Below are 18,126 nucleotides of genomic sequence, written 5' to 3'. Positions count from 1 at the left end.
ACCGAGGTCCCGTGACGCGATGCGTCACGGGACCTCGTGTTTCACCGGTGCGTCAGTCGCGCTGAGCGCCGGCCGGAAGCGTTCGCACGGTCATCGTCCGGGCGGTGGTGGAGCCGAAACCGAAGTCCAGCAGCTTCGCCGCGTCCTTGGTGCGCTCGGTGACGCTGGAGCTGGCGAGGACGACGCCGACGTACGTCTTGGTGCCGCGGGTGGCGGCGAAGACGAGGCAGGGGCCGGCAGCCGTGCCGGTGCCGGTCTTCACGCCGATGGCCCCGCTGTACGAGCCGAGCAGGGTGTTGGTGTTGTACCAGGTGTACGTGCGGGTGGCGCCGGTGCTCGTCGTCGCGACGGTCTTGTACGACGTGGCCTTGACGACATCGCGGAAGGTCGCGCTGCTCATCGCGTGGCGTGCGAACTTCGCCAGGTCCCACGGGGTGGTGTAGTTGGCGCCGGCCGCGGAGATGCCGTCGAACGAGTCGAAGTGCGTGTTCACCAGGCCGAGCTGCTTGGCCTTCGCGTTCATCTTGCCGATGAACGAAGAGGTGCGCGCGGCGGTCGTCGTACCGGTGCCGTAGGCGTCGGCGAGGGCGTACGCGGCGTCGCAGCCGGACGGCAGCATCATCGCGGACAGCAGCTGGCGGACGGTCAGCTTGTCGCCGGTGCGCAGGTCCGCGGTGCTCGCGCCCTGCCGGACGACATAGTCCCGGTACGCCTGCTTGACGGTGACCTTCTTGTTGAGGTCCACGCCCGGCTGGGTGAGGACCGTGATGGCCGTCACCAGCTTCGTCGTGCTCGCCATCTGGCGGCGGATGTTGTTGGCCTTGCCGTAGATCGGCTTGCCGTCCGCCTGGTCGAGCAGAAAACCGCCCTTGGCGCTGATGGTCGGGATCGGCACCGCCGCCTGGGCTGTCGTGGCCAGGGGCGAGGCCGCCATCAGCAGGCCGCCGGCGAGGGCGGCGCCGGCGGCTCTGCGCAGGCCCTTGCTTTTGAGTATCAAAGGGAACGCTCCGATAGTCGCGTTTGCGTCGAAAGTCCGTTAAATACCGTGACTTTCAAAGTCGGTTGGGGGCCCAGGAAAACAGGGTCCCGAGGTGAGACACGCGAGCGGAGCGAATGGATGTACGGATGGTGCGTATTTCTCGTCCCGGATCTTCAAACCCCTTGCCCGTCCTGCATGGTGGACCGGACTTCTGATGCACCTGTGTTGTATCTAAGCTGTGTGCATGCCCGCCGCAGCACCAGCCGCCGAACGCGTCTACACCCACATCAAGCAAGCCGTCCTCGACCGCAGCTACGAAGGCGGAACGCTCCTCACCGAGGGCGAACTGGCCGACGCCGTAGGCGTATCGCGCACCCCCGTCCGTGAAGCGCTCCTCAAGCTGGAGGTCGAAGGGCTGATCAAGCTCTACCCGAAGAAGGGCGCCCTGGTCCTCGCCGTCTCCGCACAGGAGATCGCCGACGTGGTGGAGACCCGGCTGCTGGTCGAGGAGCACGCCGCCCGCAAGGCCGTACCGGCCTCTGCGCAGCTGATCGCCCGCCTTGAAGAGCTCCTCGAACAGCAGAAGCGACAGGGCGAGGAGGGCGACCTGGCCGCCGTCGCCGTCACCGACCGCTGTTTCCACGCCGAGATCGTGCGCAGCTGCGGCAACGCGATCCTCTCCCGCCTCTACGACCAACTCCGCGACCGGCAGCTGAGGATGGGCGTCGCGGTCATGCACTCCCACCCCGACCGGATCGCCAAGAACGTCGCCGAGCACAGCGAAATTCTTGAGGCCCTGCGCGCCGGAGACCCGGACGCCGCGGCCGCCCTCGTCCACCGCCACGTCGGCTGGTTCAGCAACCTGGCGCGGGGCGAGGTACGGTGAGCGCGTCCGCCGTCGCCCTGCCGGGCGATCCACCCGGCGGACGGCGGGCCGCCGCGGTCTGGGGCATCGGCGTCGCCGTCTACTTCGTCGCGGTCATCTTCCGCACGTCCCTGGGCGTCGCCGGCCTCGACGCCGCCGACCGCTTCGACGTCAACGCCTCCGCGCTGTCCACCTTCTCCATCCTCCAGCTGCTCGTGTACGCGGGGATGCAGATACCCGTCGGTCTGCTGGTCGACCGCCTCGGCACCAAGAAAGTCCTCACGATCGGCGTGGTGATGTTCACCGCCGGACAGCTGGGCTTCGCGTTCTCCCCCTCGTACGGCATGGCACTCGCCTCGCGTGCGCTCCTCGGCTGCGGTGACGCGATGACCTTCATCAGCGTGCTGCGGCTGGGCAGCCGCTGGTTCCCGGCGCGCCGCGGACCCCTCATCGGGCAGGTCGCCGCGCTCTTCGGGATGGCGGGCAACCTCGTCTCGACCATCGTCATCGCCCGGATGCTCCACGGCCTCGGCTGGACGGCCACCTTCGCGGGAAGCGCGGCGGCCGGACTGGTCGTCCTCGTACTGCTCGTGCTCTTCCTCAAGGACCACCCCGAGGGCCACGAGCCGCCACCCGTCCAGCACGCGGGGCCGGCTTTCGTACGCAAGCAGATCGCCCGGTCCTGGCAGGAGCCCGGCACCAGGCTCGGCCTGTGGGTGCACTTCACCACCCAGTTCCCCGCGATGGTGTTCCTGCTGCTGTGGGGAATGCCCTTCCTGGTCGAGGCGCAAGATCTGTCCCGGGAGACGGCCGGGGAGCTGCTGACCCTGCTGGTGCTCTCCAACATGGTGGTGGGCCTGGTGTACGGGCAGATCATCGCGCGTCACCATGCGGCCCGGGTCCCGCTCGCCCTCGGCACGGTAGGGACGACCGCACTCCTGTGGGCGACCACCCTCGGGTACCCCGGCGACCATGCCCCGATGTGGCTGCTGATCACACTGTGCACGGTCCTCGGGACCTGCGGGCCCGCATCGATGATCGGCTTCGACTTCGCCCGCCCCGCCAATCCCCCGGAGCGGCAGGGAACAGCGTCGGGCATCGTCAACATGGGCGGCTTCGTGGCCTCCATGACGACACTGCTGGCGGTCGGGGTGCTGCTGGACGCGACCGGCGGCAACTACCGGATCGCGTTCTCGTCGGTGTTCGTGCTGGAGGCCGTCGGGGTCGGGCAGATCCTGCGGCTGCGGGCACGTACGGTGCGGCGGGAGCGGGAACGGCTGGTGGCGAGCCGGGTGGAGGTCGTGCACGTACCGGCGTGAGGGGCCGGGCGTGGAGCGTCCCGCGTCACCGGACCGGCGCGGACCCTCCTGCGCGCGTGGCGGGTGCCGAGCGCCCGGCCGCTGCGCTACGGCGTGACCGCGAACTCCCGCAGAATCGCCGCGCCCAGCTCCGCGTCACCGTCCACCTTGACCCGGTCCTGCACGGCGGCCGCCCGCACCCGGCCGCACGCCAGGCGGACGTACGTCTCCCAGTCCATGGCGAGGGTCACCACCGGCCCGAGCGAGGGCGCGCCGTCGACCGTGCCGCGGCCGTCCGCGTCCACCCGGACCGTCCGCAGGAACTCCACCGGACCGTGCACATCGAAGACGACGGCCGAATTCGCGGGCGCACCCGCGTCCTTGGCCACGACCTTCGGAAGGGCTTCGAGCAGGCAGTCCCGGGCGACGTACGCGCCGGGGGAGTCGAGGTTGCCCGGCCTGCCGAGCGCCGTCCGCAGATCCTGCTCGTGCGCCCACGTGTCGAACGCACGCATCCGCATGGCGAGTTCAAGGGTCTGCTCGGCGCCGAGCGGGGCACGGACCATCGTGTCGGGGGCGCGCGTCTCATTGCGGAGCTGACGGGCCCGCCGGATGATCGTGTACTCCAGCTCCGAGGTCATCTCCGGGGCCGTGTGGTGCCGGCGCACATCGACCTGCATCTCCATGTAGCGGGCGAACTCGCTCTGCACATGGTAGAGATCACGTGGCAGCGTATGGATCGGCCGGGGGTCGCCGAGCATCTCGCACTCCATGCCGATGACGTGCGAGACGACATCGCGGACCGACCAGGACGGACACGGCGTCGCTCGGTTCCACTCGCCTTCCACGAGTGGCTGCACCAGTTCGGCTATTGATTCGATGGAGTGGGTCCAGGCGTCGGCGTAGGTCTGGAGGCTGGGATGGACGGTCACGGGACCCCTCGGCGGTTCTGCGGTACGCGGGCTGGGCTGCTGACTGCTGGGCTGCGTGGGAAGCTCGGCAGTTAAGTTACGCTGCCGGGCGGCACCCCGGCAGTGCTTTCGTGTGACGATCGTAGGCCCGCGTTGACGGCTCGAATGCCAGGACGGTGGTAGTGTGCGCGCCTCTCTCATCCAGATCGCAGTAGACCCGGACGAATCGGTCAATTCTCGTAGAGTGCGGGTTGCTTCGCTGGTACGCGAACAACGGGACGCCGATCTGGTTGTCCTGCCGGAACTGTGGCCCGTCGGCGCGTTCGCCTACGAGTCCTTCGCCGATGAGGCGGAGACGGTCACAGGGCCGACCTACGAGGTGATGGCGAAGGCCGCCGGCGACGCGGGCGTGTGGCTGCACGCGGGCTCCGTCGTCGAGAAGGCCGCGGACGGCAACCTCTACAACACCTCTCTCGTCTTCTCCCCCGCCGGTGAACTGGCCGGCACCTACCGCAAGATCCACCGCTTCGGCTTCGACAAGGGGGAGGCGGTGATGATGGGCGCGGGCGACGAGCTCGTCACCGTCCCGCTGCCCGGCCTCACCGTCGGCCTGGCGACCTGCTACGACCTGCGCTTCCCCGAACTCTTCCGCGGCCTAGTGGACGCCGGAGCCCAGGCCTTCGTCGTCCCGGCCGGCTGGCCCGCCCGCCGCCGCGAGCACTGGACCCTGCTGGCCCGCGCCCGCGCGGTCGAGAACCAGGCCTATGTCCTGGCCTGCGGCACCGCGGGGACCCACGCGGGGGTCGAGCAGGCGGGCCACAGCGTGGTGGTCGACCCGTGGGGCGAGGTCCTGGCGGAGGCGGGGCCGGGCGAGGAGGTCCTGAGGGTGGAGCTGACGGCGGAGAAGGTGACGACGACGCGGGAGCAGTTCCCGGCGCTGAAGGACCGCCGGCTGGGCGTGGACGCGCCGCCCCGGACCTAGCTTCCGGCGGGCGACGCCACAGACTAGTCGTCGTCGCCCCCGCGTTCCCTCTCCGCCATGCGGATCACGCAGACCGCCACCGCGATCATCAGCGCCGTGTCCGCGTCCTCCCGGACGACATCGACCGCGTATGTCTCCCGTACCCGGAACCACTTTTTCGAGATGTGCGCCAGCAGTTCGCCCTCGTACTCGACCACGAACTCCCGGTCCAGGATCCGGCCGCTGACGTCCAGTTCGGTGCCCTCGGCGAGCGTCACCCGGTAGTGGTTGCGCAGCAGCGAGAGCCGTTTCCTGCGGATCGTGGCGAGCGGTGTGTCGCCCCGTTCGACGGTCATCGTGTCCCGCAGGCTCAGCAGCTTCTTGCGCAGCGTGATCAACACCCGCCCGCTCGGGTCCTTGAGCTCCAGCGTGTCGCGCAGCCGCAGCGCCTTGCCGTCGACGAGGAAGGCTTGGCGCCCCTGCTCGTCCTCGATCCAGTAGTCGTCACCGAGCGCGAAGATCTTGTCGCGTACGAGGTATTTCATGGCAGGAATGCGTACCCGCTCGCGTGCGGTTGGATGGGGGTATGGCTACACGTGCACGCGTTCGGGCCCCCGAGCTCATCGGCAAGGGCGGCTGGCTCAATACCGGCGACACCCAGTACACCCTTGCTGACCTGCGAGGACGCATCGTCATCCTCGATTTTTGGACATTTTGCTGCATTAACTGCCTGCATGTCCTGGACGAGCTGCGCGAGCTGGAGGAGAAGCACCGCGACACCGTGGTGATCATCGGCGTCCACTCGCCGAAATTCGTGCACGAGGCCGAGCACCAGGCCGTCGTCGACGCCGTCGAGCGCTACCAGGTGCATCACCCCGTGCTCGACGACCCCGAGCTCGCCACCTGGAAGCAGTACGCCGTACGCGCCTGGCCCACCCTCGTCGTCATCGATCCCGAGGGCTATGTGGTCGCCCAGCACGCGGGCGAGGGGCATGCACACGCCATCGAGAAGCTCGTCGAGGAGCTGGAGGCCGAGCACGCGGCCAAGGGCACGCTGCGGCGCGGTGACGGGCCGTATGTCGCGCCCGAGCCGGTCGCCACGCATCTGCGCTTCCCCGGCAAGGCGCTCGTGCTGCCGGACGGCGGTTTTCTGGTCTCCGACACCACCCGTCATCAGCTGGTGCGGCTGTCGGCCGACGCCGAGACGGTCCTCCAGCGGTACGGAGACGGTGAGCGCGGGCTCGTCGACGGCGGCCCGGAGCGGGCACGGTTCAGTGAGCCGCAGGGTCTCGCCCTGCTGCCCGGGGGACACGTCGTCGTCGCCGACACGGTCAACCACGCCCTGCGCGTTCTGGACCTGGAGAGCGGCGAGACCAGCACCGTCGCCGGGACCGGCAAGCAGTGGTGGCAGGGCTCGCCGACGAACGGTCCGGCCCTCGACGTGGACCTCTCCTCGCCGTGGGACGTGGCCTGGTGGCAGGGCGAGGTGTGGATCGCCATGGCGGGCGTCCACCAGCTGTGGGCGTACGACCCCGGGCAGGGCACGGTACGCGTCGCGGCGGGCACCACCAACGAGGGCCTGGTCGACGGCCCGGTCGCCGAGGCGTGGTTCGCCCAGCCGTCCGGTCTCGCGGCGACCGAGGAGCGGCTGTGGGTCGCCGATTCGGAGACCAGCGCGCTGCGGTACGTCGACCGCGAAGGCGCCGTGCACACCGCCGTCGGCACCGGACTCTTCGACTTCGGTCACCGCGACGGGGCGGCCGGACAGGCTCTGCTCCAGCACCCGTTGGGCGTGACCGCGCTGCCGGACGGTTCGGTGGCCGTCAGTGACACCTACAACCACGCGCTGCGCCGCTACACACCTCCTCTTCAGGAGGGGCACAGCGGCGAGGTGACCACCCTGGCCACCGATCTGCGGGAGCCGAGCGACGCCGTGCTGCTGGGCGAGGACATCGTCGTGGTCGAGTCCGCGCGGCACCGGCTGACCCGGTTGCGGCTGCCGGAGGAGGCGGTGCGCGTGGAGGCCGTCGCCCACCGCACGCAGCGTGCCGCGACCGAAGTCGCCGCGGGCAAGCTGCGGTTGGACGTGGTCTTCCAGGCCCCGGCCGGCCAGAAGCTGGACACCCGGTACGGGCCCTCGACCCGGCTGCTCGTCTCCTCGACCCCGCCGGAGCTGCTGATCTCCGGCGAGGGCGTGGGCACGGACCTCGCGCGCGACCTGGAGATCGATCCTGCGGTCTTTGAGGGGGTGCTGCATGTCTCGGCGATGGCGGCGTCCTGCGACGACGATCCCGCGAACGAGTACCCGGCCTGCCATGTGCACCAGCAGGACTGGGGTGTTCCGGTGCGGGTGAGCGGGGACGGGGTCACGCGGCTGCCGCTCGTACTGGCCGGGATGGACCAGGAGTAGCGCGGCAGCACCTAGTGGAAGAGCCCCTGTCGCAGGGGTTGGCGGCCCGCCGCACCGTCCAGGCAGCCGTTCACCCACAGGCCGGGTTCGTACGTCGCCTTGCGTCCGCCCCAGCCGGCGGACCGGATCTTTGCGCATCCGCCGGCCAGGAGCTTTTTCACCTCCTGGCCGGTCGGGTCGTACATCCGGACCCGTTTGCCCTGGACGTACCCCGCTTCGTATGAGATGTCCTCGGCCCACGGCGGCCGCTCGTTGTACTGCTGGATGACGAACCAGCACCCTGCGACAAGGACCGCGACCGCCGAGGCGAGCGTGAGGGACAGGGTGCGGCGCGAGGGGCCGGGCCGGTGGGTGACCACCTTGTGATGACCGATGAGAACCATGGTGGTCACCGTTGCGTACGGCTGCTTTCGCAGATGTTTCGCAAACCCCCAACTGGCACTCGGATCAGGGGATTTCAGGACTCCAGGAATGCGGAGAGGGCGTTCGCCAGCAGATACGGGTCCTGCGCGCCGCACAGTTCACGTGCGCTGTGCATCGACAGGATCGCGACGCCGATGTCGACGGTCTGGATGCCGTGCCTGGCTGCGGTGATCGGGCCGATGGTGGTGCCGCACGGCATCGCGTTGTTCGACACGAACGTCTGCCACGGCACCCCCGCCCGCTCGCAGGCTTCGGCGAACACCGCGCGGCCGCTGCCGTCGGTGGCGTACCGCTGGTTCACGTTCACCTTGAGGATCGGGCCGCCGTTGGCCCGCGGGTGGTGTGTGGGGTCGTGCCGTTCGGCGTAGTTGGGGTGCACGGCGTGGCCCGTGTCGGAGGACAGGCACACCGTGCCGGCAAAGGCGCGCGCCTTGTCCTCGTAGGTACCGCCGCGCGCGAACACCGAACGCTCCAGCACATTGCCGAGCAGCGGTCCGTCGGCGCCGGTGTCGGCCTGGGAGCCGTTCTCCTCGTGGTCGAAGGCGGCGAGGACCGGGACGCAGGGCAGGTTCCCGGACTCGGCGACGGCGGCGAGCGCGGCCGTGCCCGCGTGGACCGAGAGCAGGTTGTCCATCCGCGGACCGGCGACCAGTTCCCGGTCGCGGCCCAGATAGGACGGCGGCTCGATGGAGTGCACCATCAGATCCCAGCCGGCGACGTCGCCTTCGGCGAGGCCCGACTCCTGCTCCAGGAACCGGATCAGATCGCCTTCCTCGACGTCGCCGAGGCCCCAGATCGGCTGGAGGTGTTTCTGCCGGTCCAGCTTCAGCCCGTCGTTGACCGAGCGGTCCAGGTGGATGGCGAGCTGCGGTACGCGCAGCAGCGCACGGTCGATGTTGACCAGGCGGTGGCTGCCGTCGCGCAGGGTGAGCCGGCCGGCGAGACCGAGGTCCCGGTCCAGCCAGGTGTTGAGCAGCGTCCCCCCGTACACCTCGACGGCGATCTGCCGCCAGCCGTACGCGCCGGTGTCCGGCAGCGGCTTGACCCGCAGGTTGGGTGAGTCGGTGTGGGCGCCGACGATCCGGAACGGGGTGCGCGGCTCGGCGCCCTCGGGCACGTACCAGGCGATGATCGCGCCGCCGCGCAGCACGTACTTGCCGCCGGACGTGGCGTCCCAGGCGTCCGTCTCGAGGACCTGCCGGAATCCGGCCTTCTCCAGCCGCGCGGCCGCGTTCGCGACGGCGTGGTACGGCGACGGGCTCGCCGCCAGGAAGGACATCAGGTCGTCGGTGTGGCCGCCGTCGAAGCGGGCGGATCTCGCGCTCATGGGGTCACCTTAACGAGGGATGCCCCTCGCCCGTTTGCCGTTCGGGGCGCGCGGTCGGCGGCGCGTCCGCTCCGGGCCGGTCATGGCTGTGGCCCGCCCCCGAGCCGGGACGCTGTTGGCGAATTGCGGGGCTCGTGCGTGACGTTGGTCTCCAAGACCTGGTTGTGGTCTTGGAGACCGACGTTTGTGTTTGGGGTGGGGTACGGGTGTCGATGAAGCCGCTGGTGCCGGGAGAAGTTCCGGCGGAGACGGTGCGGGTGGCGCGGGCGGCGTTCCCGAGGGGCAGTCTGGCGATCAGGGTTCGCGACGAGCTGGGCGTGATGTTCACGGACGAGCAGTTCTCGGCTCTGTTCCCGGTGCGGGGCAAACGTGCCTGGTCACCGAGGCGGCTGGCCCTGGTGATGGTGTTGCAGTTCGTGGAGAACCTCACCGACCGGCAAGCCGCCGAGGCGGTGCGGGCCCGGATCGACTGGAAATACGCGCTCGGGCTGGAACTGACTGACCCCGGCTTCGATCATTCAGTGCTCTGTGAGTTCCGGGACCGGCTGATCGGTGCCGAGGGCGGGCGCGAGGTCCTGGACGGCGTCCTGGCCGCGGCCCAGGAGCGGGGGCTGGTGGCCGGCGGCGGGAGAGCACGGACCGACTCGACCCATGTGCTGTCGGCGGTGCGTGAGTTGAACCAGCTGGAGCTGGTGTCCGAATGCCTGCGCTCAGCCCTCAACGCGGTGGCACGTGCGGAACCGGACTGGCTGCGGGCGCGGGCCGTGCCGGACTGGTTCAGGCACTACGCCACCCGCGCCGACGAGACACGGTTTCCCAAGGACCGCACGAAGCGCACGCAGCTCTACGAGCGGATCGGCACCGACGGCATGCATCTGCTGCGGCTGGTCTGGGCAGCCGACGCACCGCAGGGACTGCGGGAGCTGACTGAGGCGGAGACTCTGCGGCAGGCGTGGGTTCAGCACTTTCACCTCGTCGAGGGCGAGGTGAGGCGACGGGGCCCAAAAGACCGGCCGCCGGGTGCCACACGCCTGGCCAGCCCCTATGACATCCAGGCCCGCAACGGAGTGAAGGGAGAGACCCGCTGGGACGGCTACAAGGTCCACCTCACAGAGACGTGCGAGCCGGACACTGCCCACCTGATCACCAACGTGATCACCACCAACGGTGCGGTCAGCGACGACCGCATGGCCGCCGCGGTCCACACCGGCCTTGCCGCACGGGACTTACTGCCCGAGGAGCACTGGGTCGACGCTGGCTATGCCAACGCTGCCGCCCTGACCGCGGCCCACCAAAATCACGGCGTCGCCCTGCACGGCCCGCTCAAATCCGTCACGTCCGCCCAGTCCAAGGGCGCAGCCGCCTTCGGACAAGAGGCGTTCACCATCGACTGGGACCAGCAGCAGGCAGGCTGCCCGAGCGGGCACGTCAGCAGCGTCTGGCGCGAGGCACGTAGCCAGCACGGCGCACCGGTCATCCGTATCCAGTTCTCGCCCCGCGACTGCAAACCGTGTCCCCGGCAGCCGGAGTGCATCAGCGCCAAGCCCGGAAGCCGTCGGCTCGCGCGCCGCGAGCTCACTCTGCGGCCACGCGCTGAACACGAGACCCTCCAGCAGGCACGCGCTCTCCAGCAGACAGACGGGTGGAAGGACCGCTACAAGATCCGCGCCGGTGTCGAAGGAACCATCTCTCAAGGTGTCACCGCCCACGGCCTGCGCAGATCCCGCTACCGCGGCCTGGCCAAAGCCAGCCTCCAGCACCAACTCACCGCGGCAGCGATCAACATCGCCCGCATCGACGCACACCTCACCGGGAAACCGCACGCCCCCACCCGCATCAGCCCCCTGGCAGCACTGCGCCCCACCGGATGACCCGGTGGGGCGCAGTAACGGCCCGCAATTCGCCAACAGCGTCCCGAGCCGGGGGCGGGCCACAGCCATGACCGGCGTTACCAAGGTCCTGCCCGGCCGATCTTGCCGGGCTCGCGTGCCATGGCACGCGAGCCCCCCGTAGCCCTTCGGGCACGGGAGGTGCGCCCACGCTGCGTTTGCGTCAGTCGCCTACGCTCCGCGTGGACTCTCGCCCCGACTTCGGCGGGGGAGAGCCATCCTCCGGCTTGCAGCTGCACGCACCGCGGTGACATCAGCCGCTACGCGGCGGGTCGCTCACTGATCCGGCCGGATCGACCGGACAGGACCTAGAACGCGGCCTCGTCCAAGTCCATCAGCGAGCTGTCGACCGTCTCCGCGAGCGCGCGCTCGGCCGAGACGCCCGGCAGGACGTTCGCGGCGAAGAACTTCGCGGCCGCGATCTTGCCCTGGTAGAACGGCACGTCCTTCGCGGAGGCCGTCTGGAGCTTCTCCGCCGCGACGGCCGCGCCGCGCAGCAGCAAGTATCCGACGACCACGTCGCCGGAGACCATCAGCAGGCGGGTGGTGTTCAGGCCCACCTTGTAGATGTTCTTGACGTCCTCGCCGGTGGCGATGAGGTCGTTCGTCATCGTGCCGACGATCGCCTCCAGGTCCACCGCGGCCTTGGCGAGTGCGTCGCGGGCCGGGGCCAGCTCCTCGCCGCCGGTGCCGACCGCCAGGAACTTCTTGATCTCCTCGGAGAGGGTGTTCAGCGCCTGGCCCTGGTCGCGGACGATCTTCCGGAAGAAGTAGTCCTGGCCCTGGATGGCCGTGGTTCCCTCGTACAGGGTGTCGATCTTGGCGTCCCGGATGTACTGCTCGACCGGGTACTCCTGCAGGTAGCCGGAACCGCCGAAGGTCTGCAGCGACTGGGCCAGCTGCTCGTACGACTTCTCCGAGCCGTAGCCCTTGACGATCGGCAGCAGCAGGTCGTTCAGTGCGACGAGCGGCTTGGCGTCCTCGCCCGCGGCCTCCTTGAGGGCGATCTCGTCCTGGACGGATGCTGTGTACAGGACGAGGGCGCGCATGCCCTCGGCGTACGCCTTCTGCGTCATCAGCGCGCGGCGGACGTCCGGGTGGTGCGTGATGGTGACCTTGGGCGCGGACTTGTCCGCGAAGTTGACCAGGTCCTGGCCCTGGACGCGCTCCTTGGCGTACTCCAGCGCGTTCAGGTAGCCGGTGGACAGGGTCGCGATGGCCTTCGTGCCGACCATCATCCGGGCGAACTCGATGATCATGAACATCTGGCGGATGCCGTCGTGCTTGTCGCCGATCAGCCACCCCTTGGCGGGGTGCTGGTCGCCGAACGTCATCTCGCAGGTGTTGGAGGCCTTGAGGCCCATCTTGTGCTCGACGTTCGTGGCGTACACACCGTTGCGCTCGCCCAGCTCGCCGGTCTCCCAGTCGAAGTGGAACTTCGGCACGAGGAAGAGCGACAGGCCCTTGGTGCCGGGGCCGTGGCCCTCGGGGCGGGCCAGCACGTAGTGGAGGATGTTCTCCTCCATGTCGTGCTCACCGGAGGTGATGAAGCGCTTCACGCCCTCGATGTGCCAGGATCCGTCTTCCTGCTGGATGGCCTTGGTGCGGCCGGCGCCGACGTCCGAGCCGGCGTCCGGCTCGGTGAGCACCATGGTGGAGCCCCAGCGCTTCTCGACGGCTATCTGGGCGACCTTCTTCTGCGCCTCGTTGCCCTCCTCGAAGAGGATCCCGGCGAAGGCGGGGCCCGAGGAGTACATCCAGATTGCCGGGTTCGAGCCGAGGAGCAGCTCCGCGTACGACCAGATCAGAGAGCGGGGCGAGGTGGTGCCGCCGATCTCCTCGGGCAGGCCCAGGCGCCAGTACTCGGAGTCCATGAAGGCCTGGTAGCTCTTCTTGAAGGACGCCGGGACGGGCGCGGTGTTGGTCTCGGGGTCGAAAACAGGGGGGTTGCGGTCGGCGTCGGCGAAGGATTCGGCGAGCTCGTTCTCGGCGAGACGCGCGATCTCTTCGAGGATGCTCTTCGCGGTGTCGACATCCATCTCCGCGAACGGGCCGGTGCCGTACAGCTTGTCGCGCCCGAGGACCTCGAAGAGGTTGAACTCGATGTCGCGGAGATTCGACTTGTAGTGCCCCATGGCGACGGCTCCGTAAGGATCGATCAACAGGTGCGGCGCGAAGCGCCTCGTTGAGGGGTGGCGGTCGGGTGGCGGGAGGGAGGATTCTTATCCACTTACCAGCAAGTAGCTACGATGATGCTACCCGTCGGTAATAAGACGCAACCCCAACGGGGCAACTGTGACTCAGTACTCTTGCGTGCATGTACGGCTACGACCAGACCCCGGGCGCCCAGCAGCAGTACGTGCCGCAGCAGCCCTCCTACGGGGAGCAGCCGCTCTACCCCGAGCCGTCGCCCCCCTCGCTCGCCGACGCGGTGCGGGCCTTCACCACGGCGTCGCTGTCCGCGGAGGACTTTCAGCAGATCTTCGCGACCTCGAAGGTGTACTGCCCGCGCGGTGACAATCCCGGGTTCCTGGCGCTCCACAACACCCAGCAGCCGGTCATCCCGATGTTCACCTCGCTGAAGGAACTGCGCCGGTACGCGGGCAAGGAGTCCAAGTACTTCGTGATCACGGGCGCCGAGGTGATCGACCTGCTGCCGACCGGGTACGGCTTCGTCCTGGACATGGAGGGCGATCACCGCATGGTCTTCGACGCGAAGGCCGTGGAGCAGATGGTCGACTTCGCGATGCGGCGGATGTATGGCTGAGCGGCGGGCCTGACCGCCAGGGCGCCCGGGAGGAATTCCTCCCGGGCGCCTCGCGTTCCAGCTGGCAAGAAGTTCACTCTTCAACTAAACTGGACGCACAAGGAGGCCATGTCATGCCTGCAGTGACTGTCGAGAACCCGCTCACCCTGCCGCGCGTAGCCGCGCCCGCCGACGCTCTGTCGCGCCCCGTGCTCGCCGTGACCACGGCGCCCACCGGGTTCGAGGGAGAGGGCTTCCCGGTGCGGCGTGCGTTCGCGGGGATCAACTACCAGTACCTCGACCCGTTCATCATGATGGACCAGATGGGTGAGGTGGACTATGCGCCGGGCGAGCCCAAGGGAACGCCCTGGCACCCGCACCGCGGCTTCGAGACCGTCACGTACCTGATTGACGGAACGTTCGTCCACCAGGACAGCAACGGCGGCGGCGGAACCATCCGCAACGGCGACACCCAGTGGATGACGGCGGGCTCCGGCCTGCTGCACATCGAGGCGCCGCCGGAGTCGCTGGTCATGTCGGGCGGCCTCTTCCACGGGCTCCAGCTGTGGGTGAACCTCCCGGCGAGCGACAAGATGATGGACCCCCGCTACCAGGACATCCGCGGGGGTGAGGTGCAGCTGCTGACCTCGCCGGACGGCGGTGCGCTGCTGAGGGTCATCGCCGGTGAGCTGAACGGTCACCTGGGCCCGGGCATCACCCACACTCCGATCACGATGATCCACGCGACTCTGCGGCCCGGCGCGCAGATCGACCTGCCGTGGCGCAAGGACTTCAACGGCCTCGCGTACGTCCTGGCCGGGCGCGGCGCGGTCGGTACCGAGCGGCGGCCGGTACGGATGGGGCAGACGGCGGTGTTCGGCGAGGGCGACTCGCTCACGGTGTGGGCGGACGACACCCAGAACGGCTCGCACACCGGCGACCTGGAGGTCGTACTGCTCGGCGGGCGCCCGATCCGGGAGCCGATGGCGCACTACGGTCCGTTCGTCATGAACAGCCAGGCGGAGCTGAGGCAGGCGATCGAGGACTTCCAGGCCGGACGCCTCGGCACGATCCCCGCCGTGCACGGCCTGGGAGAGCCGGGCGTGGGAGAGACCCAGGCTGACGGGTCCGGGGCCGAGGGCTGACGGCCGCCAGTCGACGCGGCGGCCGACCGGCCGCGGCATCTGATGGTGCGTCACCCGCGTGGCGGCGGTGGGCGGGACGGTGTGTGCGCGCTGTGGTCACGTGGGAGCGTGCACAGCATTCTTCCCGAGCCCGTGCGGCGGCTTGCCGCCTGGTGCGTGGTCGCGCTCCTTGTGGCCGGGGTCGCCGCGGTCGGCGTCTGGCTGGTCGTGGAGCTCAAGACCGCCGTCACGCCCGTGCTGCTCGCTCTGCTCGGGACCGCGCTCCTCGGGCCCCTGCACCGGCGGCTGGTGAGGGTGAAGGTGAACCGGTCCGTCGCCGCGGGGCTGACCTGTGTCGCGGTCGTCGTCGTCATCGGTGGGGCCACGTTCATCGTCGTCCACGCGCTGATCGACACCGGCGACCAGATCGTCACCTCGTTGCGGCACGCCGCCCAGGATCTCGCCAGGCGCTTCGGGGCCGCCGGGACCTCACTCGACGATGTCGCGAAGAACTCGAAGGAGCTGCTCGGCCGGTTCGGCGGGACGGCCGCGTCCGGGGTGATCAGCGGGCTGAGTGTGGTGGGAGAGGTGATCGCCGCCTCTGTGCTCGCGCTGCTGCTCATGTTCTTCTTTCTCCGGGACTCCCACAAGGCGGCCGGTCTGCTGCGGTCCCTCGCCCCGCGCTCGACGGGCGACGCCGTCGAGGCCATGGGGCGGCGGGCCTTCGAGGCCGTCGAGGGCTTTATGCGCGGGACGACCCTCATCGCGCTCATCGACGCGGTCTGCATCACCGTCGGGCTGCTGATCCTGCGCGTCCCCGGAGCGGTTGGTCTGGGTGCGCTCGTCTTCGTCGCGGCGTACATCCCCTACCTCGGCGCCTTCATCTCCGGTGCGGTCGCCGTGCTGGTCGCGCTCGCCGACCGCGGGTTCGTGATCGCGCTGTGGGCGCTGGGGGTGGTGCTCGCCGTTCAGCTGCTGGAGGGACATGTCCTCCAGCCCCTGATCCAGAGCCGTATGGTCCAGATGCACCCGGCCGTGGTGATGCTGGCGATCACCGTGGGGGCGTCCGTCGCCGGGATTCTTGGGATGCTGCTCTCCGTACCGCTGACCGCTGCCGCGTTCGGTGTGATCGGCGAGCTGCGCACCCGCTACTCCGACGGCGCGCGCCCCGGCGAGGGTTCGCGCCCCGGCGAGGGTTCGGGCTCCGGCGCGGCCGACGCGTAGAGCTCGCGCGGCGAGCCGCGGGACCGGGCGCGACTGGTGGCATGTTTATGCCAATGAGGGGGACTGGGGCCGGGCGGTAACCTTGACGGGCCCACTCCCTCTCAAATCGCTAAGACTGGATGAACGACGATGCATCGGTACAGGTCCCACACCTGCGGCGAGCTCCGCGCCTCTGACGTCTCCGCCGACGTCCGGCTGAGCGGCTGGCTGCACAATCGCCGAGACCTGGGCGGCATCCTCTTCATCGATCTGCGCGATCACCACGGCATCACGCAGCTCGTCGCCCGCCCCGGCACCGCCGCCTACGAGGCCCTCGACAAGGTCAACAAGGAGTCGGTCGTCCGCGTCGACGGACAGGTCGTCTCGCGCGGCGCCGAGAACATCAACCCCGAGCTGCCCACCGGCGAGATCGAGGTCGAGGTCTGTGAGGTCGAGCTGCTGGGCGCCTCGCAGCAGCTGCCGTTCCAGATCAACACCGACGACGGAGTGGGTGAGGAGCGCCGCCTGGAGTACCGCTTCCTCGACCTGCGCCGCGAGCGCATGCACCGCAACATCATGCTGCGCACGGCCGTCATCTCCGCGATCCGGCACAAGATGACGGCGCTCGGGTTCAACGAGATGGCCACCCCGATCCTGACCGCGACGTCCCCCGAGGGCGCGCGCGACTTCGTGGTGCCCTCCCGGTTGAACCCCGGCAAGTTCTACGCGCTGCCGCAGGCCCCGCAGCAGTTCAAGCAGCTGCTGATGATCTCGGGCTTCGACCGCTACTTCCAGATCGCGCCCTGCTTCCGCGACGAGGACGCACGCGCCGACCGCTCGCCCGGCGAGTTCTACCAGCTCGACGTCGAGATGAGCTTCGTCGAGCAGGAGGACGTCTTCCAGCCGATCGAGACGCTGATGACCGAGCTCTTCGAGGAGTTCGGCAACGGCCGCCACGTCACCTCTCCGTTCCCGCGGATCCCCTTCCGCGAGTCCATGCTCAAGTACGGCAACGACAAGCCGGACCTGCGCGCCCAGCTGGAACTCGTGGACATCACCGACGTCTTCGAGGGCTCGGAGTTCAAGGCCTTCGCGGGCAAGCACGTGCGCGCGCTGCCGGTGCCGGACACCGCCTCGCAGCCGCGGAAGTTCTTCGACGGCCTCGGCGACTTCGCCGTCGAGCACGGGGCGAAGGGCCTGGCCTGGGTGCGCGTCGGCGAGGACGGTTCGCTGAGCGGACCCATCGCCAAGTTCCTCACCGAGGAGAACGTCAAGGTCCTCACCGAGCGCCTCTCGCTCGCGCCGGGCCACGCGATCTTCTTCGGCGCCGGCGACTTCGACGAGGTCTCCAAGATCATGGGCGCGGTCCGGGTCGAGGCGGCCAAGCGCGCGGGTCACTTCGAGGAGGGCGTCTTCCGGTTCTGCTGGATCGTCGACTTCCCGATGTACGAGAAGGACGAGGAGACCGGCAGGATCGACTTCTCGCACAACCCCTTCTCGATGCCGCAGGGCGGCCTCGAGGCCCTGCAGACCCAGGACCCGCTGGACATCCTCGGCTGGCAGTACGACATCGTCTGCAACGGCGTCGAGCTGTCCTCCGGTGCGATCCGGAACCACGAGCCCGAGATCATGTTCAAGGCCTTCGAGATCGCGGGCTACTCCAAGGAGACCGTCGAGCACGAGTTCTCCGGCATGCTCCGCGCCTTCCAGTTCGGCGCCCCGCCGCACGGCGGCATCGCCCCGGGCGTCGACCGGATCGTGATGCTGCTGGCCGACGAGCCGAACATCCGCGAGACGATCGCCTTCCCGCTCAACGGCAACGCGCAGGACCTGATGATGGGCGCGCCCACCGAGCTGGACGAGGCGCGGCTGCGCGAGCTGAACATCGCGCTGCGCAAGCCCGTCGCCGACAAGGACAAGTAAGCACGAACGCGCAGGTGCCCCGGACCGGAAGGTTCGGGGCACCTGCGCGTACACAGCAATCCACAGC

At 69.2% G+C, this 18,126-nt stretch carries 15 protein-coding genes; 9 read left to right on the top strand and 6 right to left on the bottom strand.

Annotated features, from left to right (window positions below; all coding sequences use genetic code 11):
• Window positions 1-52: 52 nt before the first annotated feature.
• Window positions 53-934: a D-alanyl-D-alanine carboxypeptidase family protein gene (locus tag FBY35_RS17305; RefSeq protein ID WP_186356999.1), complete on the bottom strand. Its 882-nt coding sequence runs from the start codon at window positions 932-934 to the stop codon at window positions 53-55.
• 289 nt (window positions 935-1,223) lie between these two features.
• On the opposite strand from FBY35_RS17305, the gene FBY35_RS17300 reads away from it, so the two are divergent.
• On the top strand, window positions 1,224-1,865 hold the full coding sequence (locus tag FBY35_RS17300; protein WP_142214660.1) for a GntR family transcriptional regulator: 642 nt from the start codon (window positions 1,224-1,226) through the stop codon (window positions 1,863-1,865).
• Entirely contained in the window at window positions 1,862-3,163 is a 1,302-nt protein-coding gene (locus FBY35_RS17295) for a nitrate/nitrite transporter (protein ID WP_142214659.1), read from the top strand. Before FBY35_RS17300 ends, FBY35_RS17295 begins: the two co-directional genes overlap by 4 nt.
• A gap of 86 nt (window positions 3,164-3,249) precedes the next feature.
• On the opposite strand, the gene FBY35_RS17290 is transcribed toward FBY35_RS17295, so the two are convergent.
• Window positions 3,250-4,074, bottom strand: a complete 825-nt coding sequence (locus tag FBY35_RS17290) for a maleylpyruvate isomerase family mycothiol-dependent enzyme (RefSeq protein ID WP_142214658.1) — start codon at window positions 4,072-4,074, stop codon at window positions 3,250-3,252.
• 163 nt (window positions 4,075-4,237) lie between these two features.
• Here FBY35_RS17290 and FBY35_RS17285 point away from each other — a divergent pair, with 163 nt between their 5' ends.
• Window positions 4,238-5,035 carry a carbon-nitrogen family hydrolase gene (locus FBY35_RS17285; protein WP_142214657.1) on the top strand — a complete coding sequence of 266 codons (798 nt, stop codon included), beginning with the start codon at window positions 4,238-4,240 and terminating at the stop codon, window positions 5,033-5,035.
• 23 nt (window positions 5,036-5,058) lie between these two features.
• Here the strand turns inward: FBY35_RS17285 and FBY35_RS17280 are convergent, their stop codons facing one another.
• Window positions 5,059-5,559 (bottom strand): LURP-one-related/scramblase family protein, encoded by a 501-nt coding sequence (locus tag FBY35_RS17280; protein WP_142214656.1) that lies wholly within the window; start codon window positions 5,557-5,559, stop codon window positions 5,059-5,061.
• 41 nt (window positions 5,560-5,600) lie between these two features.
• Between FBY35_RS17280 and FBY35_RS17275 the strand changes: the two genes are divergently transcribed.
• Window positions 5,601-7,424 carry an NHL domain-containing thioredoxin family protein gene (locus FBY35_RS17275; protein ID WP_142214655.1) on the top strand — a complete coding sequence of 608 codons (1,824 nt, stop codon included), beginning with the start codon at window positions 5,601-5,603 and terminating at the stop codon, window positions 7,422-7,424.
• 11 nt (window positions 7,425-7,435) lie between these two features.
• On the opposite strand, the gene FBY35_RS17270 is transcribed toward FBY35_RS17275, so the two are convergent.
• Complete coding sequence (locus FBY35_RS17270; protein ID WP_142214654.1) at window positions 7,436-7,807, bottom strand: hypothetical protein; 372 nt, start codon at window positions 7,805-7,807, stop codon at window positions 7,436-7,438.
• 74 nt (window positions 7,808-7,881) lie between these two features.
• Window positions 7,882-9,174 (bottom strand): M18 family aminopeptidase, encoded by a 1,293-nt coding sequence (locus FBY35_RS17265; RefSeq protein ID WP_142214653.1) that lies wholly within the window; start codon window positions 9,172-9,174, stop codon window positions 7,882-7,884.
• 206 nt (window positions 9,175-9,380) lie between these two features.
• On the opposite strand from FBY35_RS17265, the gene FBY35_RS17260 reads away from it, so the two are divergent.
• A complete protein-coding gene (locus tag FBY35_RS17260; RefSeq protein WP_142214652.1) occupies window positions 9,381-11,045 on the top strand; it encodes an IS1182 family transposase in 1,665 nt (554 codons plus the stop codon).
• Between the two features lie 326 nt (window positions 11,046-11,371).
• Here the strand turns inward: FBY35_RS17260 and FBY35_RS17255 are convergent, their stop codons facing one another.
• Window positions 11,372-13,198: an acyl-CoA dehydrogenase gene (locus FBY35_RS17255; RefSeq protein WP_142214651.1), complete on the bottom strand. Its 1,827-nt coding sequence runs from the start codon at window positions 13,196-13,198 to the stop codon at window positions 11,372-11,374.
• Between the two features lie 182 nt (window positions 13,199-13,380).
• Between FBY35_RS17255 and FBY35_RS17250 the strand changes: the two genes are divergently transcribed.
• The 4 genes from FBY35_RS17250 to aspS all read left to right on the top strand — a co-directional run bounded on the left by FBY35_RS17250 (window position 13,381) and on the right by aspS (window position 18,059).
• Window positions 13,381-13,830 (top strand): SseB family protein, encoded by a 450-nt coding sequence (locus tag FBY35_RS17250; protein WP_142214650.1) that lies wholly within the window; start codon window positions 13,381-13,383, stop codon window positions 13,828-13,830.
• Between the two features lie 113 nt (window positions 13,831-13,943).
• A complete protein-coding gene (locus tag FBY35_RS17245) occupies window positions 13,944-14,954 on the top strand; it encodes a pirin family protein (protein ID WP_142214649.1) in 1,011 nt (336 codons plus the stop codon).
• 108 nt (window positions 14,955-15,062) lie between these two features.
• A complete protein-coding gene (locus FBY35_RS17240) occupies window positions 15,063-16,157 on the top strand; it encodes an AI-2E family transporter (RefSeq protein ID WP_260848641.1) in 1,095 nt (364 codons plus the stop codon).
• Window positions 16,158-16,286: 129 nt separating this feature from the next.
• Window positions 16,287-18,059, top strand: a complete 1,773-nt coding sequence (aspS, locus tag FBY35_RS17235; RefSeq protein WP_142214647.1) for an aspartate--tRNA ligase — start codon at window positions 16,287-16,289, stop codon at window positions 18,057-18,059.
• Window positions 18,060-18,126 lie beyond the last annotated feature (67 nt).

Origin of the sequence: Streptomyces sp. SLBN-118, assembly GCF_006715635.1 — a bacterium.
Lineage (GTDB): Bacteria > Actinomycetota > Actinomycetes > Streptomycetales > Streptomycetaceae > Streptomyces.
This window is presented reverse-complemented; position numbering and strand designations above follow the sequence as displayed.